The 22,612-nt window shown below is 65.1% G+C and carries 20 protein-coding genes and 1 riboswitch; of the genes, 11 read left to right on the top strand and 9 right to left on the bottom strand.

Going from position 1 to position 22,612, the window contains the following annotated elements:
- The 3 genes from AOT87_RS08890 (at position 1) to AOT87_RS08880 (ending at position 2,381) form a co-directional block, all read left to right on the top strand.
- Positions 1-729, top strand: a complete 729-nt coding sequence (locus AOT87_RS08890) for a sensor domain-containing protein (RefSeq protein WP_057968296.1) — start codon at positions 1-3, stop codon at positions 727-729.
- Positions 730-819: 90 nt separating this feature from the next.
- A complete protein-coding gene (locus tag AOT87_RS08885; RefSeq protein ID WP_057968268.1) occupies positions 820-1,584 on the top strand; it encodes a sensor domain-containing protein in 765 nt (254 codons plus the stop codon).
- Positions 1,581-2,381 carry a sensor domain-containing protein gene (locus AOT87_RS08880; protein ID WP_057968295.1) on the top strand — a complete coding sequence of 267 codons (801 nt, stop codon included), beginning with the start codon at positions 1,581-1,583 and terminating at the stop codon, positions 2,379-2,381. The genes AOT87_RS08885 and AOT87_RS08880 overlap by 4 nt, the downstream gene beginning before the upstream one ends.
- A 133-nt stretch (positions 2,382-2,514) precedes the next feature.
- On the opposite strand, the gene AOT87_RS08875 is transcribed toward AOT87_RS08880, so the two are convergent.
- Together AOT87_RS08875 and AOT87_RS08870 are read right to left on the bottom strand one after the other, a co-directional pair.
- Entirely contained in the window at positions 2,515-2,925 is a 411-nt protein-coding gene (locus AOT87_RS08875) for a PaaI family thioesterase (RefSeq protein ID WP_030097956.1), read from the bottom strand.
- A gap of 177 nt (positions 2,926-3,102) precedes the next feature.
- Positions 3,103-3,861, bottom strand: coding sequence for a hypothetical protein (locus AOT87_RS08870; RefSeq protein ID WP_057968267.1), 759 nt, complete (start codon positions 3,859-3,861; stop codon positions 3,103-3,105).
- Positions 3,862-4,105: 244 nt separating this feature from the next.
- On the opposite strand from AOT87_RS08870, the gene AOT87_RS08865 reads away from it, so the two are divergent.
- From AOT87_RS08865 to AOT87_RS08830, 8 genes are all read left to right on the top strand, one after another.
- Positions 4,106-4,513, top strand: coding sequence for a BlaI/MecI/CopY family transcriptional regulator (locus AOT87_RS08865; protein WP_030097958.1), 408 nt, complete (start codon positions 4,106-4,108; stop codon positions 4,511-4,513).
- 14 nt (positions 4,514-4,527) lie between these two features.
- On the top strand, positions 4,528-5,493 hold the full coding sequence (locus AOT87_RS08860; protein ID WP_030097959.1) for a M56 family metallopeptidase: 966 nt from the start codon (positions 4,528-4,530) through the stop codon (positions 5,491-5,493).
- A gap of 87 nt (positions 5,494-5,580) precedes the next feature.
- The gene (gene gndA, locus AOT87_RS08855; protein ID WP_057968294.1) at positions 5,581-7,035 is read left to right on the top strand and encodes an NADP-dependent phosphogluconate dehydrogenase; all 1,455 of its coding nucleotides are present in this window, start codon (positions 5,581-5,583) and stop codon (positions 7,033-7,035) included.
- A 26-nt stretch (positions 7,036-7,061) separates the two neighbouring features.
- The gene (locus AOT87_RS08850) at positions 7,062-8,498 is read left to right on the top strand and encodes a GuaB1 family IMP dehydrogenase-related protein (RefSeq protein ID WP_057968266.1); all 1,437 of its coding nucleotides are present in this window, start codon (positions 7,062-7,064) and stop codon (positions 8,496-8,498) included.
- Between the two features lie 104 nt (positions 8,499-8,602).
- Positions 8,603-9,952, top strand: coding sequence for a hemolysin family protein (locus tag AOT87_RS08845; RefSeq protein ID WP_057963447.1), 1,350 nt, complete (start codon positions 8,603-8,605; stop codon positions 9,950-9,952).
- Positions 9,953-9,957: 5 nt separating this feature from the next.
- Positions 9,958-11,013, top strand: coding sequence for a hemolysin family protein (locus AOT87_RS08840; RefSeq protein WP_030097963.1), 1,056 nt, complete (start codon positions 9,958-9,960; stop codon positions 11,011-11,013).
- 100 nt (positions 11,014-11,113) lie between these two features.
- Positions 11,114-13,309 carry a malate synthase G gene (locus tag AOT87_RS08835; protein ID WP_030097964.1) on the top strand — a complete coding sequence of 732 codons (2,196 nt, stop codon included), beginning with the start codon at positions 11,114-11,116 and terminating at the stop codon, positions 13,307-13,309.
- Between the two features lie 201 nt (positions 13,310-13,510).
- Entirely contained in the window at positions 13,511-15,364 is a 1,854-nt protein-coding gene (locus AOT87_RS08830; RefSeq protein WP_057968265.1) for a substrate-binding domain-containing protein, read from the top strand.
- 57 nt (positions 15,365-15,421) lie between these two features.
- Here AOT87_RS08830 and gcvP read toward each other — a convergent pair whose 3' ends face one another.
- From gcvP to AOT87_RS08795, 7 genes are all read right to left on the bottom strand, one after another.
- A complete protein-coding gene (gene gcvP, locus AOT87_RS08825) occupies positions 15,422-18,250 on the bottom strand; it encodes an aminomethyl-transferring glycine dehydrogenase (protein WP_057968264.1) in 2,829 nt (942 codons plus the stop codon).
- Positions 18,251-18,435: 185 nt separating this feature from the next.
- A riboswitch (glycine riboswitch) is annotated at positions 18,436-18,533 on the bottom strand.
- Positions 18,534-18,595: 62 nt separating this feature from the next.
- Positions 18,596-19,219 carry a MerR family transcriptional regulator gene (locus tag AOT87_RS08820; protein ID WP_030097967.1) on the bottom strand — a complete coding sequence of 208 codons (624 nt, stop codon included), beginning with the start codon at positions 19,217-19,219 and terminating at the stop codon, positions 18,596-18,598.
- Between the two features lie 224 nt (positions 19,220-19,443).
- Positions 19,444-19,947, bottom strand: coding sequence for a bifunctional nuclease family protein (locus AOT87_RS08815; RefSeq protein ID WP_030097968.1), 504 nt, complete (start codon positions 19,945-19,947; stop codon positions 19,444-19,446).
- A 45-nt stretch (positions 19,948-19,992) separates the two neighbouring features.
- Positions 19,993-20,736: a MerR family transcriptional regulator gene (locus AOT87_RS08810; RefSeq protein ID WP_064393459.1), complete on the bottom strand. Its 744-nt coding sequence runs from the start codon at positions 20,734-20,736 to the stop codon at positions 19,993-19,995.
- A complete protein-coding gene (gene garA, locus AOT87_RS08805) occupies positions 20,733-21,206 on the bottom strand; it encodes a glycogen accumulation regulator GarA (RefSeq protein ID WP_030097970.1) in 474 nt (157 codons plus the stop codon). The genes AOT87_RS08810 and garA overlap by 4 nt, the downstream gene beginning before the upstream one ends.
- Positions 21,207-21,401: 195 nt before the next feature.
- Positions 21,402-21,797, bottom strand: a complete 396-nt coding sequence (gcvH, locus tag AOT87_RS08800) for a glycine cleavage system protein GcvH (protein WP_057968263.1) — start codon at positions 21,795-21,797, stop codon at positions 21,402-21,404.
- 53 nt (positions 21,798-21,850) lie between these two features.
- The gene (locus AOT87_RS08795; protein WP_057968262.1) at positions 21,851-22,609 is read right to left on the bottom strand and encodes a DUF881 domain-containing protein; all 759 of its coding nucleotides are present in this window, start codon (positions 22,607-22,609) and stop codon (positions 21,851-21,853) included.
- Positions 22,610-22,612: the final 3 nt, after the last annotated feature.

Genomic DNA, 22,612 nt, shown 5'->3' with positions numbered 1-22,612 from the left:
GTGACCAGCAGATCGGTGTACCGAAAGACTGCCGTCGCGGTGTGCGCCGCCGCGGTCCTGACGGGATGCTCAATTTTCGGAGGTGGCCAGCACCCTGCGACGTCCGGGCCGTCGGCGACATCCGGCGCATCGAAGACGTCGACAACGTCCGCGGTGGATGCGATCAGTCCCGACAGAGCCAACTCGATCATCGTCTCCAAAAATGACGTGTCCGAGCTGGTCGGCTCGACCCTCGAATACGAGGGCAAGTCCTCGAATCCGCGATCGTCGTCGCCGATCGACGGCAAGCAATCGTGTCAGGCGCTGATGGTGCCGCTGACCGTCGACGTCGGCGACAAGTGGACCACCTACCGGGACGTCTGGTATCGGGAGGGCAAGGACACGTTCACGCACTCGGTCACCCAGCGGGTGCTGCTGTACTCGTCGAAAGACGATGCGCGGGAGAACTACTCAAAGGAGTTTCCCGCCGATGTCCGCAGTTGTTCCGGCGAGGAACTGAAGGTGGACACGGCGATCTGGCGCGTGTCTGTCCGCGAGGCATCCGACGACCGCGCCCAGTGGGTGCTCGATGAAATCGCCGATGGGCGCCCGTCGGGATGGCGCTGCATGTTGGAGGCCCGCATCATCGAGAATCTGCTGCTCTCGGCGACGGTCTGTCAGGTGGCCAACGGCGGTCCGGCGCTGCGCGCCATCGTGGACAGGATGGTTGCCGCCACCCAGCCGAAGTAAGAAATCGCTCGTGTAACACTGGGCGCCAGCGATCCGATGTAGCCATGATTTGGGTCGATACGGGTCTGAAATCGGCAGGGAGGGATTGAGATGCGTCACGTGTTGGCTGTCGGATGGCTTGGCCTGGCAGCGATGCTCGCGGTGAGTTGTGGAACGGAGACCGGGGGCATCAAGCCGATACCGGTCGGTGCCACCGAGACATCGGCGCCGACCGATCACGGGCAGGACGGGGCGATCGCGAGCCCCAAGTCCAGTGCTCCACCGGTCACCACCTCACTCGAACCGCCGGCACCGGTGATCGTCACGCCCGACAAGGCGGAATCGATCATCATCTCCGCCGACGATGTGGGCAGGCTGGTCGGATCGCCGCTGACGTACGAGTTCAAGTCCACTCGGCCCAGCGATGCCTCCGCGACAGGCAAGTGTCAGGCACTCACCGGGTTGCGCAGCGAGAGCCTGGGTGATGAGTGGACCACCTACCGGGGCTCGCGTCTGCAGGAAACACAGGACCGGTATGACCACATCGTGTGGCAAGCGGTCGTGTTGTTCCCCGATGCGAAGGCCGCGGCGAACCAGCTTCAGACCGCATATCCCCCGTCGCTCGCGTCCTGCGCGGACTCGCGCCAGACCGAGGGCGATATCGAATGGCGGATCGGTCAATTCTCGAACGACGGCACCAGCGTGAAGTGGGTGCGACAGGAGCTCAAGGACGGAAAACCCGCAGGGTGGCGGTGTTTCTACGACTACCGGGTCAAGAACAACGCACTCTTCGGAAGCCTGCTGTGCCAGAACGGCAACGGCACTCCGATAGTGACCGCGATCGTCGACCGCATGGCCGAATGGATTCCGGCATGACCACGACGAAGAACACGGCAGGGGGCCCGATGACAGGCACAACGGCGCGGGCGGTGCTGTGCGCGACGGCGATCGCCGCGCTGGCGCTGTCCGGGTGTTCCGGCCAGCGGGAGGCCGCCGGAACGTCAACGGCCACCACCACGACGGCCTCACGGTCGGTAAACGCGCCGGCACCGGCTCCGGTGAGCAGCGGACCAGCGGGGCTTACGGGGTGGCCCGGCCAGGACAAGATCACCGAGGAAGCCATGGTGGCGGCGTTGTTCACCAACGAGGAGATTTCCAAGGTGTTCGACGCCGAAGTCGCCAAGACCAACAAGCGCGAAAAGCCTTTCACGGCCACGGAGTCTGATGACGCGAGTTGCAATGTGACACAGGGGCTCACCGTGGAGTCGGTGGGTAAGGAGTACGAGACGTTCCGCGGCACCGAGATGCTGCTCGGCGACGCCGAGAGCCCGGATGCGCAGGTCTACCAGGGCATCGCGGCGTACAGGGACAAGGACTCCGCGCAGGCGCAGTTCTCGACGGCAGCTGACGAGATCACGGAATGTGACGGAAAGTCGTACAACTTCACCGATCCCGGCGGGCGCAAGGTGCCGGTGACGGTGTCTGTCTCGTTGTCGAACGACAAGAAGGTGAATTGGGCCCTCACGTACGGGCCCAGTAAGTATCGCTGCTTCGTGTCGTACAACGGTGTCGCGAATCTGATTGTGCAGACGCAGGTTTGTGCACGAAGCAATTCAAAGCAGCTGGTGCAGAAGATGGCCGACAGGATTGTCGACAAACTGCAGCTGAGCTGACGAGCTACCCGGATCCAGGGGGGACTGGATCCGGGCGGGGGGACGAGGATGGCGGCCCGACCATCGGGGGGCCGGCCGACATCTCTCGAAAATGAGCTCGGGTGGGTGTACGGGGGTTGCGCCCACCCGAGTCTCACAGATTCTGTAGGCGGACCTGCCCGCGTGCGATTGTGCGGTTCTGATCATCGGCAATGGTGACGAGCCACAGCTGCTGACGACGTCCCCGATGTATCGGCGTGGATGTCGCGGTCAGCGTGCCGGTCGAGATGGCGCGCAGGAAATCGGTGTTGTTGTTGACGCCGACCACCGCACTCTCCTCCCCCAGCACGTTGGCACGCCAGACGTACGCGGACACGCTCGCGACGCTTTCCACCACGGAGCAGTAGACGCCACCGTGCACGATCCCATTGGGTTGCAACAGGTTTTCGGTGACCGTCAGGGTGGCGGACACTCCCTCGGGTGTCAGCGAGGTGTATTCGAGCCCCACGAGCTTGTCGAAGGGCGCGGTGGGCATCTGGCTGAGGTGCTCCGGCGTGTCTGGCATGCGATGTTCATATCAGTGCGGGATCCGTTAACGAAGAAGTGCCCCACCTGCCGAGGCAGGTGGGGCACTTCCTTCGAGTGGACCGGGGGTCTCTGCAGCCCTCAGGACTCCGGCGCGGTCCGGGTGTCTGGTCGCGCGGTAGCGCGTTCGACATTTCTAAGGATAGGCAAGGCTGCCCTAAATTGCAAGGGCCTTGTGGCGAACCGGCAATCCGAGTGTCATGAAGCGGTCCAGGATCGCCTGTCCGCGCCGCATTCCATCGGTCTCGCTGGAGCGGGCCAGCAGCGGAACATGCGTCGCCGCACCCACCACGGTTGAGCCCACCAGTTGCCACATCTGGCCGATTTCCATTGTTCCGGAACTGATCTGAGACAGGCGCGTAAACAACGGCGCCAGGGCGCGATGGCATCGGTGCGCCGTCCACGCGGCAAGTGCGTCCTCGCCGGGGAACACCACAACCTGCTCCCGGTCCCGGTCTGGGTCATTGGGCAACACCCGCAGCGTCGGGTCCACCACACCCGCCCAGTCGATGCAGCCCTCGGAATCGAAATACACCCACAAGTTGCCGAGGCCCGGATCCCAGGCGCGTCCCTCCAGGACGACCAGGGCGACCAATCGGCCGACCACGGTGTGCACAAGCGCGTCCGCGAGTTGATGGACGGCGACCGCGTCGCTACCGGTCTCTTCAATGGCGCGGGCGTACATCCGCTCGAGGCGGTCGGTGTTCAGGGCTCGTGCCAGCGGCCACCATCGGCGCCGGCCGACATCGGACATGACGGCGACACCATAGGCCCGAGGGCACTCGGGATACAGCTCGCGAAGCCGGGCGCTCGATTCGTGCAGCGGCAGTGATTGGCGGATAGACATCCCGGCGATCAGCGGATCGTCGGCGATGAGGCTCCTCGTCGAAGAGCATCGATCAATGGCCAGTGTCACAGTTGGCAGCCTCCCTTCACGTAGACAAGATAGGTAAGCCTAACCACATGTAGGATGACATCGCCAGGTGCGGGTGTTGTGACTGCCCTCACCAAAGCTCCTGATCATCGGGCAGTGCTAACGATTTCGGCCCACATGGTGAGACCGGATCCAGCGCTGGAACAAAGACCGAGTTCTAGATCGTTGGCTGTCAGAAGTAGTACGACTGGATGTAGTACGGCATTGCGTCGGAGGTGAACGTAGAATGTTCGGAATGGCACGCCTGGGCGAACTTGAACGCGCGGTGATGGACCATCTCTGGTCGTCCCCCGAGCCCCAGACTGTGCGCCAGGTCCACGAGGCATTGTCGGCGCGGCGTGACCTCGCCTACACGACCGTGATGACCGTGTTGCAGCGTCTCGCGAAGAAAGATCTGGTGGTGCAGCACCGCGATGATCGCGCGCACCGCTACGCACCCGTACATGGCCGTGACGAGCTTGTCGCGGGCCTGATGGTGGATGCGTTGGCGCAGGCCAACAACTCTGGTGCCCGTGAGGCCGCGTTGGTGCACTTCGTGGAGCGCGTCGGCCCCGATGAGGCCGATGCGCTGCGCCGCGCACTGGCCGAGCTCGAAGCGAAAGATCCATCTGCTGGCGGTCGCCCCACCGCGTAAGGGACACTAGTTATGTGTCCGCCCTGGCGTTCGCGATACTCGCGCTGCTGCTGACCGGTCCCGTACCGGCGTTGCTTGCGCGTGCGCGCTGGCCGTACCGCGCGCCACGTGCCGCGATGGTGTTGTGGCAGGCCATTGCCGCGGCCGCCGTTCTCTCCGCGTTCAGTTCGGGGCTGGCGATCGCGAGCAGACTCCTCGTCCCTGGCCCCGATGGTCATCCAACCGCCACGATCACCGGTGAAATCGACCGCCTTGGTTGGGGTTTGTGGCTGCTCTACGTCACGGTGTTCGCGATCACGATCCTTATCGGTATCCGGCTCATGGTGTCGGTGATCCGAGTCGGGGTGCGCACCCGCCGTCGGCGTGCCCGCCACCGCGCCATCGTTGATCTACTGGACCACAAGCGGTACTGCGAGAACTGGCGCGGCGGCTACGACATCCATCGTCGGCGCGACCACGACCTGCGGGTGTTGGAAGTCGACGAGCCCTTGGCCTACTGCTTGCCGGGAGTACGCAGCCGGGTGGTCGTCAGCGAGGGAACGCTGAGCACGCTTGGGCACAACGAGGTGACCGCGATCGTCGCGCACGAGCGTGCGCACCTGCGCGCGCGCCATGACCTGGTGCTGGAAGCCTTCACCGCAGTCCACGACGCCTTCCCTGTCATCGTGCGCAGCAAGAATGCGCTGGAGGCGGTCAAGCTGCTCGTCGAGCTGCTCGCCGACGATGCCGCGGTGCGGACAGCCGGGCCGACTCCCCTGGCCCGCGCGCTCGTCGCGTGCGCTGGTGGACCGACCCCGGTCGGCGCAATGGCCGCCGGCGGCCCGACGACACTCATCCGCGTCCGCCGCCTCGGCGGGGACGGAAACAGCCTGCTGTTGTCGTGCAGCGCCTATACCGCCGCTGCCGCCATCCTCGTGGTGCCGACGCTGGCCGTGGTGATCCCATGGTTCACCGAACTTCAGCGCCTGTTCAGCAAGTAACCTCCGAGTAGGTGACCCGCGCTCGCGGGCCGATTGTGACTGCGCGAGAATCCGTGGAGCACAACACGTCAACGAAAGGATGTGCTGGTGACGGCTGCAGACGGCTCGGCGCAGGGTAAAGCTCAGATCGGCGTGACGGGCCTGGCCGTCATGGGTTCGAATATCGCGCGGAACTTCGCACGGCACGGATACACCGTCGCTCTGCACAACCGATCGGTCGCCAAGACCGACGCATTGCTCGCCGAGCACGGATCCGAGGGCAGCTTCGTCCGCAGCGAGAGCATCGAGGAGTTCATCGCAGCCCTGGAGCGCCCGCGCCGCGTGCTCATCATGGTCAAGGCCGGCGATCCGACCGATGCGGTGATCAATGAGCTCGCCGATGCCATGGAGCAGGGCGACATCATCATCGACGGCGGCAATTCCCTGTACACCGACACCATCCGCCGGGAGAAGGCGATGGCCGATCGCGGCTTGCACTTCGTCGGTGCGGGTATCTCCGGTGGCGAAGAGGGTGCGCTGAACGGTCCCTCGATCATGCCGGGCGGCCCGAAGAAGTCGTACGAATCCCTCGGCCCGCTGCTGGAGGAGATCTCCGCGCACGTCGACGGTGTGCCCTGCTGTACCCACATCGGCCCCGACGGCTCCGGCCATTTCGTGAAGATGGTGCACAACGGCATCGAATACTCGGACATGCAGCTGATCGGCGAGGCCTACCAGCTGCTGCGCGACGGCCTCGGCATGAGTGCACCGGAGATCGCTGACGTCTTTACCGAATGGAACAGGGGCGAGCTGGAGAGCTACCTGATTGAGATCACCGCAGAGGTGCTCAAGCAGGCTGACGCGAAGACCGGCGAGCCCCTCGTCGATGTCATCGTCGATGCCGCCGAACAGAAGGGCACCGGCCGCTGGACCGTGAAGTCGGCCCTGGACCTCGGCGTGCCAGTCACCGGTATCGCCGAGGCGGTTTTCGCGCGCGCGCTGTCCGGTTCCCGCCCCCAGCGCGCCGCCGCGGCCGGGTTCGCCTCCGGGGCATTGGGCGAGAAGCCAAGTGATGCAAAGCAGTTCGTCGAAGATGTACGCCAAGCGCTGTATGCGTCCAAGATCGTGGCGTACGCGCAGGGCTTCAACCAGATTGCCGCGGGCAGCGCCGAGTACGGCTGGAACGTCAACCCCGGTGACCTGGCCACCATTTGGCGGGGTGGCTGCATCATCCGCGCGCAGTTCCTCAATCGCGTCAAGGACGCCTTCGCCGACGAGCCCGACCTGGCCACGTTGATCGCCGCGCCCTACTTCCGGGCAGCCGTCGAAAACGGCATCGATAGTTGGCGTCGCGTTGTGGTGGCGGCGACGCAGTTGGGAATTCCGGTTCCCGGCTTCGCCTCGTCGCTGTCGTACTACGACGGTCTGCGCACCGATCGTCTGCCTGCCGCCCTCACTCAGGCGCAGCGGGACTTCTTCGGCGCGCACACCTATGAGCGCGTCGACTCCCCCGGCAAGTTCCACACGCTCTGGAGCGGCGACCGCAGCGAGGTAGAAGCCTAAGCAGGACGCAGAAGGAGAGCGATACTGTGCGGTTTCTAGACGAGCAGCGACCACCGTACGACCTCACCTACGACGATGTCTTCGTGGTGCCGAACCACTCGGATGTCACCTCGCGGTTCGATGTCGACCTGACCACTGCCGACGGCACCGGCACCACGATCCCGATCGTGGTGGCCAACATGACGGCGGTGGCGGGGCGGCGGATGGCCGAGACCGTCGCTCGCCGTGGCGGAATCACCGTGCTACCCCAGGATCTTCCGGTGGAAGCGGTCGCACAGACCGTCGAGTTCATCAAGAGCCGGGATCTGGTCTACGACACGCCCGTGACCCTGGCTCCAGACGATTCCGCGGGTGAGGCGGTCGCCCTGATCCACAAGCGCTCGCACGGGGCTGCGGTGGTGCTCGAGGACGGCAAGCCACGTGGGCTCGTCACCGAGGCCGCATGTACCGGCATCGACAGGTTCACCCGCGTGCGCGACATCGCCACCGCCGACTTCGTCGCGGTCCCCACGGGAACTGATCCGCGGGCGATCTTCGACCGCCTGGCCGAGGCGCATGTGCCGGTGGCGGTGCTGACGCGTCCGGACGGAACCATGGCGGGGATCCTGACCCGTACGGGGGCGATCCGGGCGGGTTTGTACACGCCGGCCGTGGACGCGAGCGGACGCCTACGGGTCGCCGGTGCCGTCGGCATCAACGGCGATGTCCGCGCCAAGGCGACCGCCTTGGCGCAGGCTGGGGTGGATCTGCTGGTCATCGATACCGCGCATGGACATCAGCAGAAGATGATCGAGGTGCTGACGTCGGTCGCGGAACTGTCGCTGGGTGTGCCGATCGCGGCGGGCAATGTGGTGTCCGCCCAGGGCACCCGGGATCTGATCGCGGCCGGAGCCGACATCGTGAAGGTGGGCGTGGGCCCGGGCGCCATGTGCACCACCCGGATGATGACCGGAGTGGGTCGTCCACAGTTGTCGGCGGTCATCGAATGTGCGGCGGCGGCACGGGAACTCGGCGCCCATGTGTGGGCCGATGGCGGCGTTCGGCATCCCCGGGATGTCGCGCTGGCACTCGCCGCGGGTGCCGCCAATGTGATGATCGGTTCCTGGTTCGCGGGCACGCACGAATCACCCGGGGATCTGCAGCACTCGGCCAGTGGCCGGCGCTACAAGGACAGCTTCGGGATGGCGTCCAAACGCGCCGTGGCCGCCCGCACCGCCGGGGACAGCGCCTTTGACCAGGCCCGCAAAAGCCTCTTCGAAGAGGGCATCTCCACGTCGCGGATCGAATTGGACCCGCAACGGCCCGGTGTCGAGGACCTCATCGACCACATCATCTCGGGCGTGCGCAGCACCTGCACCTATGTCGGGGCACGCACGCTGGCGGAGCTGCACGAACGGGTGGTTCTGGGTGTCCAGTCCGCCGCCGGATTTGCCGAAGGGCGCCCGCTTCCCGAAGGTTGGTAACCGTCCTCCCTGATGGTTGAGTACCTGCGGGCCAGCTGCACCGTTACCATGAGCCTCACGATGGTCACACCGTGTGATCACTCAACCTAAGGGGCCAGCCAGCGGTGACGCTCTTATTCACCGGGCTGAGCTTGCTTGCGTTCGTGGCGCTGACCGCGGGGACGGCACTGTTCGTGGCGGCCGAGTTCTCCCTGACCGCGCTGGAACGAAGCTCCATCGAGGCGCGCGCCAAGACCGGCGACGGCCGAGACAGGTTGGTCAAACGGGCACACAGCACGTTGTCCTTCCAGCTGTCCGGCGCGCAGCTCGGCATCACCATCACCACACTTGTCACCGGGTATTTGGCTGAACCGGTGATCGCGCGGCTGCTCACGCAGGTGATCGGATACACCGGAGTGGCTGTCAGCAGCGCCATATCGCTGGCGCTGGCACTGATCCTCGCCACCTCGATATCGATGATCTTCGGCGAGCTCGTGCCCAAGAACTTTGCGCTGGCACGTCCCATCTGGACCTCACGCGCCACCGCGGGCCCCATGGTGCTGTTCTCGGCAGTATTCGCCTTCGCGATCCGGGCATTGAACGGCATCGCCAACTGGGTGCTGCGTCGCATGGGCATTGAACCCGCCGAAGAGCTGCGCTCGGCGCGCTCGCCCCAGGAGCTGGGTTCGTTGGTGCGCACCTCCGCCCGTAGCGGTGCACTGGATGAGACCACGGCGGTGCTGGTGGACCGCTCGTTGCGATTCGGGAGCCGTACCGCCGAAGAACTCATGACCCCGCGCACCGAGATCGAATCGCTCGAAGCGACGGACACCGTTGCCGACTTGGTCGCCATCGCCGTGGACACCGGCTTCTCACGGTTCCCGATCACCGAAGGCGACCTGGACGCGACGATCGGCATCGTGCACGTGAAGCAGATCTTCGAAGTGCCACGGGAACAGCGCGCCACGACCACCCTGGCCAGTCTGGCCCGGCCCGTCGCGGTAGTGCCCTCCACCCTCGACGGCGATGCCGTGATGGAGCAGGTGCGGGCCAACGGCATGCAGACCGCGCTGGTGGTTGACGAGTACGGCGGCACCGCCGGGCTGGTGACGGTCGAGGACATGATCGAAGAGATCGTGGGCGATGTCCGGGACGAGCACGATGACGCCACCCCCGACGTGGTGTCCTCCGGCGGCGGCTGGGTGGTGTCGGGTCTGCTGCGGATCGACGAGGTCGCCGCCGCGACCGGCTACCGTGCCCCCGAAGGCGAGTACGAGACGATCGGCGGCTTGGTGCTGCAGGAGCTCGGTCACATCCCGACGGTCGGCGAGACCGTCGAGTTGTCCGCGGTCGTGCCGGATCATCCGTTCGCGGAGCTGCCCCGCTGGCGGGCTCGGGTAGCGAGCATGGATGGTCGCCGCATCGACCAGATCGAGCTTGTCGAGCTGACCGACGCCGACGGTCGGGGGGAATGACCACGATGGGCAGCGACATACTCGGCGTACTCCTCACCGCCGCACTGCTTTTGGCGAACGCATTCTTCGTCGGGGCCGAGTTCGCCCTCATCTCCGCGCGCCGGGATCGACTCGAGGCACTGGCGGAGGCGGGCAAGAAACGCGCCGTGACCGTGATGATGGCCGGCCAGAACTTGTCCTTGATGCTCGCCGGCGCCCAGCTCGGCATCACGATCTGTTCAATCCTGTTGGGCCGCATCGGAGAACCGGCCGTAGCACATCTTCTGGAACGACCATTCGAGCTGTTAGGTGCGCCGCCCGCGCTCACGCACACCATCGCGTTCGTCGTCTCGCTGTCCATTGTTGTGCTGTTGCACGTGCTTCTCGGCGAAATGGTGCCCAAGAACATCGCCATCGCGGGGCCAGAATCCGCGGCCATGCTGCTGATTCCGCCGTACCTGGTCTACATCCGGCTGGCACGGCCATTGATCGCCTTCTACAACTGGTGCGCCAACACCGCGTTGCGGCTGGTCAAGGTCCCGGTGAAGGACGAGCTCGAGGTCACCGTGTCCACCGTGGAGCTTTCCGAGATGATCGCGGAGTCGCTGTCCGAGGGGCTTCTCGACGAAGAGGAACACACCCGGTTACGCCGCGCGCTACAGATCCAGCACCGGGTGGTCGCGGACGTGGTCGTGCCCGCTAACCAGATTCGGGCGATCGCGGTATCGGGTTCGGCGCAGGCGCCCTCGGTGACTGCCGTGGAGCGCGCGGTGGCGGAAACTGGTTACTCACGTTTTCCAGTTATCGGGCCCCACGGGGATTACCTCGGCTATCTGCACATAAAGGACGTCCTGACCATGGGTGACGATCCGGAGGCGATTGTCGACCCCGCGTTCATTCGACCGCTCCCACGTCTACACGGCTCGGTTCCACTGCCAGAAGCGCTGTCGACGCTACGTCGCAGCAACAGTCATCTTGCACTCATGTCGACCACCGACGGCAGCGTGGTGGGCCTCGTCACACTCGAGGATCTGGTGGAGGATCTCGTCGGCACCGTGCGTGACGGAACTCACCGCATATAGAGCGGTTTCGGGGTACATGGCTACCAGTGAGTAGGATCAATGTTCACCGAATCGCAAGAGCGTCCGGTCCCAGACCCCCTAACAACACAGAGGAGTTGCGATGAGTGATCGCGTCGATGTGGGCAACCTTCGCGTGGCGCGGGTGCTGTACGACTTCATCACCAACGAGGCCCTCCCGGGCACCGGTGTGGATGCCGACGCTTTCTGGGCCGGGGTCGACAAAGTAGTCACCGATTTGGCTCCGCGGAACCGCGAGCTTCTCGACCGGCGGGACGACCTGCAAACTCAGATCGATCGCTGGCACCGGCAGCGCGCCATCGAGCCGCTGGACCAGTCGGCGTACCGGGAGTTCCTCACCGAGATCGGGTACCTGGTCCCCGAGCCCGAAGATTTCACCATCACCACCGCCAATGTGGACGACGAGATCACCACCACTGCCGGTCCGCAGCTGGTGGTGCCGATCCTGAACGCGCGCTTCGCGCTCAACGCCGCCAACGCGCGCTGGGGCTCCCTCTATGACGCGCTGTACGGCACCGATGTCATCTCCGAGGCCGATGGCGCCGAGAAGGGCTCGTCGTACAACAAGATCCGCGGCGACAAGGTCATCGCCTACGCCCGCGAGGTGCTCGACGGCGCGGCCCCGCTGGCGGGCGGCTCCTGGAAGGACGCTGTCGGCCTGAAGATCGACGACGGTCAGCTGCTCATCGAGCTGGGCGACGAGCTCTCGGTGGGACTGCAGAACCCCGATCAGTTCGTCGGCTACACCGGCAAGCTGGGCAAGCCGCAATGGTCGGTGCTGCTCATCAACCATGGCCTGCACATCGAGGTCCTCATCGACCCCGACTCCCCCATCGGATCCACCGACAAGGCCGGCATCAAGGATGTCGTGCTGGAGTCGGCGATCACCACGATCATGGATTTCGAGGACTCCGTGGCTGCCGTGGACGCCGAAGACAAGGTGCTCGGGTACCGAAACTGGCTGGGACTCAACAAGGGTGATCTGTCCGAGGATGTTTCCAAGGGCGGCAAGACATTCACCCGGGTACTCAACGAGGACCGCGTGTTCAACACCCCCGACGGCAAGGGCGAGCTGACCCTGCCAGGCCGCAGCTTGCTGTTCGTCCGCAACGTCGGTCATCTGATGACCAATGACGCCATCGTGGATGCCGCGGGCAACGAGATGCCCGAGGGCATCCAGGATGCGTTGTTCACCAGCCTGATCGCGATCCACGGTCTGCGTTCCGGCAAGAAGAACGGCCCGCTGAAGAACAGCCGCACCGGATCCATCTACATCGTGAAGCCCAAGATGCACGGGCCCGAGGAAGTGGCCTTCACCGCCGAGCTGTTCGGCCGCGTCGAAGAGGTGCTCGGACTCCCGCACGCCACCCTCAAGGTCGGCATCATGGACGAGGAGCGTCGCACCACCGTCAACCTCAAGGCCGCCATCAAGGCCGCCTCGGATCGAGTGGTCTTCATCAACACCGGCTTCCTGGATCGCACCGGCGATGAGATCCACACCTCGATGGAAGCCGGCCCGATGTGCCGCAAGGCCGTCATGAAGTCGCAGCCGTGGATCCTGGCATACGAGGACCACAACGTCGATACCGGACTGGGTGCCGGTTTGGCGGGTAAGGCGCAGATCGGTAAGGGCATGTGGGCCATGCCCGACCTGATGGCGGACATGGTCGCGCAGAAGATCGCCCAGCCGCGCGCGGGGGCCACCACCGCCTGGGTGCCGTCTCCCACTGCCGCGACGCTGCACGCGCTGCACTATCACCAGGTCGACGTCAAGGCTGTGGACCAGGAGCTCGCCGGTAAGCACCGCGCCGAACTGGAGTCGCTGCTCACCATTCCGTTGGCCGAGTCGCGTCATGACTGGACCGCGGAGGACATCCGCGAGGAAATCGACAACAACTGCCAGTCGATCCTGGGCTACGTGGTCCGCTGGATCGATCAGGGAGTCGGCTGTTCCAAGGTTCCAGACATCCACGACGTGGCGCTCATGGAAGACCGGGCAACCTTGCGTATCTCCAGCCAGCTGCTGGCCAACTGGTTGCGTCATGACGTCATCACCGACGCCGACGTGGTCGAGGGACTCAAGCGGATGGCACCTGTTGTCGATCGGCAGAACGCCGGCGACAAGGACTACCGCCCGATGGCTCCGGACTTCGACAGCAACATCGCCTTCGAGGCCGCCAAGGAGCTGATCCTCGAGGGTAAGGACCAGCCGAACGGATACACCGAGCCGATCCTGCACCGGCGTCGCCGCGAGTACAAGGCCGCGGCGGCCAAGTAGCGGCCTGTTTGGCTGACGTGCCTGGACCTCGCCGAGGGTCGTTGCCGTCCCGGTCTGTTGAGTGTCGGTTTGGCTGCGGTTTGGTGTCGCGTGCCGTAGTTCACGGGGTCTGAGACAGTAGACTCAGGCCGACGCACAGCAGGGCTCTCACGCAGCCGCTGGACAAGTACTTAGACACGATCAGAAGGGTCGCGACAACACATGGGCAGGCACAGCGCATCTGGGTCAGGTAGCCCAAACGATCGCGACGACAACGACGGTTGGGGTGCCGACGCGGCGCCGGACTACGAGTCGGGCTCCGGCCCTGAGAACTCCGGCTCTGAGTTCGACACGGGTAGCTGGCAGCGGTCGCATCGCAGCGGTGGCAGCAACTGGGGTGTCAGCAAGGGTCTGATCGGAGCCCTCGCGGCCGTCCTCGTGGTGGCCGTGTCCATCGGACTCTGGTGGTACTTCGACCGGCGGACCACCGACAACCAGGCAGAGGCATCTGCTACCTGTGTACACGGTGACAACGCCATCGCCGTGGTCGCCGACCCGTCGATCGCGGACCGTATCGGCGAGCTGTCCGAACGGTTCAACAAAAAGCACGAGGTGATCGGCGACTACTGCTTCACCGTGTCGGTGCGCCCGGCGGATACGACCAACGTGATCAAGGGGCTGACGGGTCAGTGGCCCGCCGAGCTCGGGGAGCAGCCGGCCTTGTGGATCCCCGGCAGCTCGATCTCCTCGGCACGTCTGAAGGCCGCCTCCAAGACAAACATCGTCAATGACAGCCGGTCGCTGGTCAGCACACCCGTGGTCATCGCGACGACGCCCCGGCTGCGTCAGGCCATTCCCAATGACAAGAGCTGGGCGGATGTGCCTGCGCTGCAGAATGTTCCGAACTCGCTCGACGGTGTCGGTCTGCCCGGTTGGGGTTCGCTGCGGTTGGTGTTGCCGTCGAGCGGCAATGGGGATGCGGCGCAGCTCGCCGCCGAGGCGGTAGCCGCCGCCAGCGTTCGCCCCGGCGACTCGCCCGAGCTCGGCGCGGGCGCGGCCGCATCGTTGACCGCTGCGGCTCCCAAGCTTCCCGCGAACAACCTGACCGACGCCATCGGCGCACTGCTGGACGGCGGCGAACAACCCGGTGCCGCCGTGCACGCGGTGGTGACCACCGAACAGCAGCTCTACGCCCGTACTCGCAGCAACGGCGACGCCAAGAAGGTGATTGCCGCGTGGCAGCCCGCCGGGGCGACGCCGATCGCCGACTACCCCACCGTTCAATTGGACGGGCCGTGGCTCTCCGAGGAACAGCACACCGCGGCAAGCCAATTCGCGCGTTTCCTGGGCGACAAGGACCAGCTCAAGGATTTGGCGGCCGCTGGTTTCCGTGCCGAAGGCGCGGATCTGCCCAGCAGCGACGTGGTGAGTTTCACGAAGATCGACAAGCCGCTGAGCATCGAGGACAAGGTCCGGGTCGCGCTCGCCGATGGCACCTCGACAGGCGCCGGGGCCACCACGATCATGCTGGATTCCTCGCTGTCCTCCGAAGCGGTGAAGCTGTCCGATGTGACCGGGGCACTTGCCAATCGCGTACGCGCCATCGCTCCGAGCTCGGGAGTCGGGCTCTGGACATATGACGGCAGGGAAGGCAACACCGTGGTGCGGCTGGGTACCGCCTCCGACGACGTCGAGGGCGTGCCCAGGTCACAGAGTGTTGCCGACGCGTTGACGGCGCTGCAGCCGACCTCCAACGGCGCGGTGGCGTTCACCACGTTGCGCAACGTGTACCAGGAAGCGGTCAATAGCTTCCGGCCGAACCAGGTCAACTCGGTGCTGATCGTGGCAGGCCGCTCGCATACCGATCAGAGCCTGGACAGTGCCGGCCTCATCGACACGATCAACCGTCAGAAAGATCCGGCGCGACCGGTTCGGATCAACGTGATCGACTTCGGCAACGACTCCGATCAGCAGACCTGGCAGGCCTTAGCTCAGCAGACCGGCGGCGCCTACCAGAACCTGGCGACCTCGAACAGCCCCGAGCTGGCCGGAGCCATCACCCGCTTCGTGTCTTAACGTCATTTCCGGTGAGCAGGCCCCCGCCGTGGCGGGGGCCTGCTTCGCTAGAAATCGCTACTGGGCGAAGGCCTCGATCGGTGGGCAGGAGCACACCAGGTTGCGGTCACCGTATGCACCATCGATCCGGCGTACCGGTGGCCACACCTTGGGGCGGAAGCCCTTCCCCAGCGGATATGCGGCTTCGGACCGGCTGTAGGGGTGCTGCCACTCGTCGGCGGTGAGGGATTCGGCGGTGTGCGGCGACCCGCGCAGCGGGTTGTCCTCCACCGGCCACACCCCGGAGCCGACCTTGTCGATCTCGGCCTTGATCGCGATCATCGCCTCGCAGAAGGCGTCCACCTCGGCCAGGCTCTCACTTTCGGTGGGCTCGACCATGAGCGTGCCGGCCACCGGAAAGCTCATCGTTGGCGCGTGGAAACCGTAGTCGGCCAGCCGCTTAGCCACATCGTCGACGGTAACGCCGGTGTTCCTGGTGATCTCCCGCAGGTCCAGGATGCACTCGTGGGCCACCATGCCGTTATCGCCGGTGTAGAGCACGGGGTAGTACTCGTCGAGACGGCGCGCCAGGTAGTTGGCCGAGGCGATCGCGGTGAGCGATGCGGCCCGCAGGCCGTCGGGCCCCATCATCCTGATGTAGGCCCAGGTGATCGGCAGGATCGATGCCGAACCATAGGGCGCCGCCGACACCGGCGGGCCCGAGGGCAGTTCCGCGGCGTACGGGTGCCCCGGCAGGTACTGCGCGAGGTGACTGCGCACCGCGACGGGTCCGACACCTGGCCCGCCGCCGCCGTGCGGGATGCAGAACGTCTTGTGCAGGTTCAGGTGACTCACATCGCCACCGAAGTGCCCGGGGCGGGCAAGTCCGACAAGGGCATTCAGGTTCGCACCGTCGACGTAAACCTGCCCCCCGGCATCGTGCACGGCCGCGCAGATGTCGGCGACGTCGTGCTCGTAGACACCGTGGGTGGACGGGTAGGTGATCATGATCGCCGAGAGGGCGCTGGCATTCGCCGCGATCTTGGCGCGAAGGTCGTCCAGGTCGACGTCGCCGTTCTCACGGCAGGCCACCACGACAACCCGCATACCGGCCAGCGCGGCCGAGGCGGCGTTGGTGCCGTGGGCACTCGACGGGATCAGGCAGACGTCGCGGGCGCTCTCGCCGCGGTCGATGTGGTACTGCCGAATGGCCAGCAGACCCGCGTATTCGCCCTGGGATCCCGCATTGGGTTGCAAGCTCACGCTGTCGTAGCCGGTGATATCGGCCAGCCAGCCCTCGAGGTCGGCGATCAGCGTGCGCAGGCCGCGGGAGTCGCTTGCCGGGGCGAATGGGTGTTGTGCGGCGAACTGCGGCCAGGTGATGGGTTCCATCTCGGCGGCGGCGTTGAGTTTCATGGTGCACGAACCGAGCGGAATCATGCTGCGGTCCAACGCAATATCCTTGTCGGATAGCGCACGCAGGTAGCGCATCATCTCGGTTTCGCTGTGGTAGCGGTTGAACGCCGGGTGCGTCAGGTAATCGGAGGTGCGGGACGCGATGTCCGAGGTGTCGGATGTTCCGCCACCGAAATCGGTTCCGAACGCCCGCAGCACCGAGACCAGGTGCGGCAGCGTTGTCGCCTCATCACAGGCGATCGAGACATGGTCGCCGTCGGGACTCCAGATGTTGACACCCTCGGCCTTGGCGGCGGCCTGGATCTCGATGGCCTTGCCGGGAACGTGCACCAAAACGGTATCGAAGAACTGGTCGTGCACCACGGTGTGGCCACCGCGAGTCAGGCCGGAGGCCAACAGCTGCGCGTTGCGGTGCACCCGGGTGGCGATGGCACGCAAGCCTTCCGGGCCGTGGTAGCTCGCGTACATGGCGGCCATCACGGCCAACAGCACCTGCGCGGTACAGATATTGCTGGTGGCCTTGTCGCGGCGGATGTGCTGTTCGCGGGTCTGCAAGGAGAGCCGGTAGGCGGGTGCGCCATCGGCATCCACCGACACTCCGACGAGCCGTCCGGGCAGCTGCCGGGCGTGGGCGGTGTGCACGGCCAGGTACCCGGCGTGCGGCCCACCGAATCCCATCGGCACGCCGAAGCGTTGCGTGGTGCCGAAGGCGACGTCGGCGCCGATGTCGCCGGGCGGGGCGATGAGGGTCAGGGCCAGCAGGTCAGCGCCCACCGCTACCAGTGCGCCGCGCTGATGGGCCTCCGAAATGAGCGCCGACCAGTCGCGTACCACTCCGGAGGCACCGGGCAGCTGCACGATGACTCCGAAGAACTCACCGTCAGGCAACCCCTGGGCGAGATCGGCGATCACCACCTCGATGCCGAGTGGTTGAGCGCGGGTGTCGATCACGGCGGCAGTCTGCGCGTACACGTCGGCGTCGACGATCAGACGGTTGGACTTGGACTTCACGGCGCGGTGCATCAGTGTCATCGCCTCGGCGGCGGCAGTGGCCTCATCGAGCATCGAGGCATTCGCGATGTCCAGGCCGGTGAGCTCGGAGACCATGGTCTGGAAGTTCAGCAGCGCTTCCAGGCGTCCCTGACTGATCTCTGGCTGGTACGGCGTGTAGGCCGTGTACCAGGCCGGATTCTCCAGGATGTGCCGACGCAGCACGGGCGGGGTCAACGTGTCGAAGTAGCCCTGCCCGATCATCGATACGGCAATCGTGTTGTGGCTGGCGAGTTTCCGCAGCGCGTCGAGAGCCTCGTGCTCGGATGCCGCTCCCGGGAGCGCGTCGAGGCCGGTGGCGAGGCCACCGTGCAACTCATCGAGGATGCTGGCCGGTACCGCCTTCTCGGCGAGCTCGTCAAGGCTGGCCACACCGATGGTGGCGAGCATGGTGTCGATATCGGCGGCGGTGGGACCGATATGGCGATCGGCGAAAGACATGACACTCCCGAAGGGCCGAGTCGCGCGGCGGGCACACGACAGCATCTCCCCTCCCTCTGTCATCAACCCGGTGCGGGCGCCTGAGAGATTCGGTCGTCTCACCGGGCCAATACCCGGACGAGAGCCTTTCCCCGTCGGCGGGTGATCCGCTCACAAGATCGGATCACCACTTTTCAGAGGCATCGGGGCCGAGAGCGGTTCGGGGGCCTGAGAGATTGACGGAGAGGTGTTGCTCCTTCGGCGGCCATGACTGGCGGTCATGACACTCTCCCGCCCACGGGCGATGCCTGACCAGCTTACGCGAGTTAACCCACGGGTCCAGACAGCCGAGTAGGAACCGGCGAATCAGCCGATCTTGCGGGCACGATCCTTGCGACGGGAAGCCAGCTCGTCCTCGGGCGCCTCGATGGTTTCGCCACCGTCGGCGCGCTCCCCCGGGAACTCGGCGATGGCACCAGTCAGTTCGCGCATGGCGCCGCTGACCGCGATGCCGAACACACCTTGTCCGCCCTGGAGCAGGTCGACGACCTCTTCGGCCGACGTGCATTCGTAGACAGTGGTGCCATCGGAGAACAGCGTGATGTTGGCCAGATCCTCGACGCCACGCTGACGCAGGTGTTCGACGGCAACCCGGATGTTCTGCAGCGAGATCCCGGTGTCCAGCAATCGCTTGACGATCTTGAGAACCAGGATGTCCTTGAACGAGTACAGGCGCTGACTGCCGGAACCAGCGGCCCCACGGATCGAGGGAACCACGAGCGAGGTGCGGGCCCAGTAGTCCAGCTGGCGGTAGGTGATGCCAGCAACCTGGCAGGCACTGGGTCCGCGGTAGCCGACGAGTTGGTCAGGAACGGAGTCATCCGGGAAAAGACCCGGCTGGACAGGCCCGGCTGACGCGGAGTCGGCGGAACCGGTGGCGCCGTTGTCCAATGTCATCTCCAGCTGCCCCTGCTGCGGCTCTTCAACCACTTCTGCTCCCTCTCGCGATCGCTTCTCCGGCTACCGTCCTGTGGTTCTCAGTTCGCCGGTAGTGCGTTCGTCCAAGCACGAATCCTCCGAGCATACGCCCTTTGCGCTGCCCCGTGCCGGCCGCTGAGTCAAATTATGGTCCCCGGGAAATCACGGTCAACGCGACGCGCCCGGGCCGTGACTGTAAAGGTCAGGTTGAGACTTACTCGTTACTTAAAGCCCTGTTACGGGCCTTCCGTGGCCTTGAAGTCGTCGGGAGACACGCTGTCGAGGAACTCCTTGAACTTCTCTACCTCGTCTTCTCGCAGCGCTCCGCCGGAATCCTCATCGTCCTCGTCGGGAATGATCAAGCCCGCCTCGGCCAGCACGGCTTCCTCGACGTAAATCGGAACTCCCACGCGTAGCGCGATTGCCACCGAATCCGATGGGCGCGCCGACACCCGGATGTCGCTGTCGAAAACCAGGTCCGCGTAGAACGTCCCCTCCTGAAGATCCACGATCCGCACCTCTTTGAGCGAATGCCCAAGGGCAGCAATGAGATCACGGATCAGGTCATGGGTGAGTGGCCGCGCCGGTTCTACCCCCTGTTGCTCCAGGGCGATGGCCGCGGCCTCGGACTGGCCGATCCATATCGGCAGGTAACGATCGCCGGCAGACTCCCGCAGCAACAACACCGGCTGGTTCTGGGGCTGTTCCACGCGGATTCCCACGACTCGAACTTCGCTCATCGTGCCTCCAACACCAGTGCTTCTGTCGTACCGCGAGTCTAGTCCTCAGCGATCGAGGACGCCGCGCACCGCGGACTTGATCATCGCGCCGTGGAGCGCGATCGACAGCGCCGCCACCTCTCGGATCAGGTCATCGGCGCGGTCGCGGGCCCCTGCCTTGTTGGCTTTGACGGTTGGGCCCACAATCTGGGCGATGAGATCGGTCTCTCGATCGACCGCGGAGCGGAACGTGCGCAGATGCCGCGGCTCGACGCCGTAATCGGCCAGCTCAGCGGCGCACTGAACGATCAGGACCGTGTATTCGTCGAAGAAACCGCCCGGGCCGGCGGTGATGATCCCCGCCTTGATGAGCGAGGTCAGCAGCACCTCGTCCGCACCGGAACGCGACAGCAGGTCCTCACGGCTGAGCCGCGTGGGACGGGTAGATGGGATTCCTTGACGGGCAACACTGTTGGTGCTGTCGCCATCGGTGATGGCAAAGAGACGAGGGCCGCCGGTGAAACCCGCCACATCCGGCAGCGCTCCGTCGGGCTGCGCGTCGAGTTGCTCCTTGATCACCTTCAGCGGCAGGTAGTGATCACGCTGCGCGGTCAGGATGAACCGGAGCCGCTCGGCGTCATAGGCCGAAAACCGGCGATACCCCGACGCGCTACGCGACGGGGTAACCAGTCCCTCTGATTCGAGGAATCGAATCTTCGAGATCGTGACGTCCGGAAACTCCGGACGCAACAGGTCGAGTACCGACCCGATCGACATTCCGGTGAGAGCCGGCCGGTCGGGAGCTGTCACTGGCCACCCGGGGCGGTGTCATCGCCTGCCGACTTCGGCCCGGTCAGGAAGACCAGACGGAACTTCCCGATCTGCACTTCGTCGCCGTTGGCGAGCACCGCTGAATCCACCGGCTCGCGGTTGACATAGGTGCCGTTGAGGCTGCCCACGTCGACTACCTGGAATTCATCACTGTCAAGCCGGAATTCGGCGTGACGGCGGCTCACCGTGACGTCATCGAGAAAAATGTCGCTGTCGGGGTGCCGTCCGGCCGACGTGGTTGCTTGATCGAGCAGAAAGCGCGATCCCGCGTTGGGTCCACGCTTGACCACCAACAGTGCCGAACCGGCGGGCAATCCCTCGACACCCGACACATCGTTACCGGCCTGCGCGGGCGCTTCCAGCTCGGTGGCGAAATCGGCGCGGAACACCGAGGTCGTCTCCGCGGTGACCTCGCCTGACGTGTCGTCCTTGTCGTTATCGGTCACCATCGCTCCTTCTTCCTCGCCCCTGGAGGATTCGATTGTCAGTGCGGATCTCGTTGAGCATGACGCCCTTCGCGACCCTCATCGCCGCTCATTTCCGACCGTACCGTCTGACTGCCCGTAACGGGCCACCTCTGCCGTATCCGCCAGTGGTCCACCCGAAATTGTGGTCATCGGACTGGTTGGAGAACTGGTGCCCTCCTAATCGGTGGCGTCACCATATCCCGATGCGTCTAAGAGGTCATTAAGAGCCACGTCGAGATCGGCCTCGCTGGCGACCTCAAGATCGACCAACCAGCCCTCGCCGTACGGATCGGAATTCACCAGCTGCGGGTTGGAATCCAAATCGCCGTTCGCGGCAACAACTTTCGCGGTGATCGGCGCGAAAAGGTCCGATACGGACTTGGTGGATTCCACCTCGCCGAACGTCGAGCCGGCACTCAGGTCCGAGCCCACATCCGGCAGCTGAACAAACACCACGTCGCCGAGCTGCGACTGTGCGTAGTCGGTGATTCCGATACGCACGGTGCGCTCACCGGTGCGCCGCACCCATTCGTGTTCCTCGGTGTAGTGCAGGTCGGCAGGAATTTCGGTCACGGTGAATCATCCTTGCTCTCGGTCAGTGGTCTGCGTGGTCGCTGGCCTGGGGGCTACTTGCCGGGCTGAGCGTATTGGCGCGGTTTCGGTTCTCGCAAGGTGGTGATGTCTACGCGCGCCGGCTGGTCGATAGTAACGCCGCCGCCAACCCGCGAGACGGTGTCGACGGCACCGCCCGGAATGTTCATCGCCGCCGCGAGTGTCGGTGGATCGCCTATCGCCAGAACCGAATACGGAGGTGTCAGGAGCACGCCGTCGACGATGAGCTGTCCTGGGGCCCCGGTGACCCAGGAATCGGCCCCAATGCGCACCGACTGGTCGCCCGACTTGATCTCAATGGCCTCGGCACCGGCCGCCCGTAGCTCGTTGATGATGTCCAGTAGGGCTTCTGCACCCAGGCCCTGCCCCGGATCGTCAATGGTGAGGATCACACCAGGACCGGTGGCCCCGACGGTCCCCGCCATGATGGACAGTGCGGACAGTCGGGCCTTCGCGTCGTTGATCACGGCCTGGTTGCCGGTTCCGCTGGCGCGCATCGTGATAAGGCTCTGTTGCAGATCCGCGATCTCCTTGTTCAGGTTGGCATCGCGCTGCTGCAGGGAGTCCAGCAGCACCAGCAGGTCGGCGGGTCGCGCGGTGTCCAGGCCATCGCCGGATTCGGTTTGGCGGACCTGGGTGGTGATCGCCAGGCCCAGCAGCGCGCACAGCGCGACGCCCAGCACTCCAAAGATAACCTGAGTACGCGTCGACGGACGGCGCGTTTTGGGCATCTCATGCTTGCCGGGGTGCGGTTCGTGCGGTGCATCGGTCATCGG

The organism is Mycobacteroides sp. H003 (assembly GCF_001440135.1).
Taxonomy (GTDB): Bacteria; Actinomycetota; Actinomycetes; order Mycobacteriales; family Mycobacteriaceae; genus Mycobacterium; species Mycobacterium gwanakae.
This window is presented reverse-complemented; position numbering and strand designations above follow the sequence as displayed.

Bases quoted from the DNA above. Each gene is read 5' to 3' on its own strand.
- AOT87_RS08830 (WP_057968265.1), top strand. From the start codon at position 13,511: ATGGGCAGGCACAGCGCATCTGGGTCAGGTAGCCCAAACGATCGCGAC.
- AOT87_RS08795 (WP_057968262.1), bottom strand. From the start codon at position 22,609: ATGACCGATGCACCGCACGAACCGCACCCCGGCAAGCATGAGATGCCC.
- AOT87_RS08875 (WP_030097956.1), bottom strand. From the start codon at position 2,925: ATGCCAGACACGCCGGAGCACCTCAGCCAGATGCCCACCGCGCCCTTC.
- AOT87_RS08865 (WP_030097958.1), top strand. From the start codon at position 4,106: ATGTTCGGAATGGCACGCCTGGGCGAACTTGAACGCGCGGTGATGGAC.
- garA (WP_030097970.1), bottom strand. From the start codon at position 21,206: ATGGTGACCGATAACGACAAGGACGACACGTCAGGCGAGGTCACCGCG.
- AOT87_RS08835 (WP_030097964.1), top strand. From the start codon at position 11,114: ATGAGTGATCGCGTCGATGTGGGCAACCTTCGCGTGGCGCGGGTGCTG.
- gcvP (WP_057968264.1), bottom strand. From the start codon at position 18,250: ATGTCTTTCGCCGATCGCCATATCGGTCCCACCGCCGCCGATATCGAC.
- AOT87_RS08880 (WP_057968295.1), top strand. From the start codon at position 1,581: ATGACCACGACGAAGAACACGGCAGGGGGCCCGATGACAGGCACAACG.
- AOT87_RS08840 (WP_030097963.1), top strand. From the start codon at position 9,958: ATGGGCAGCGACATACTCGGCGTACTCCTCACCGCCGCACTGCTTTTG.
- AOT87_RS08815 (WP_030097968.1), bottom strand. From the start codon at position 19,947: ATGAGCGAAGTTCGAGTCGTGGGAATCCGCGTGGAACAGCCCCAGAAC.
- AOT87_RS08885 (WP_057968268.1), top strand. From the start codon at position 820: ATGCGTCACGTGTTGGCTGTCGGATGGCTTGGCCTGGCAGCGATGCTC.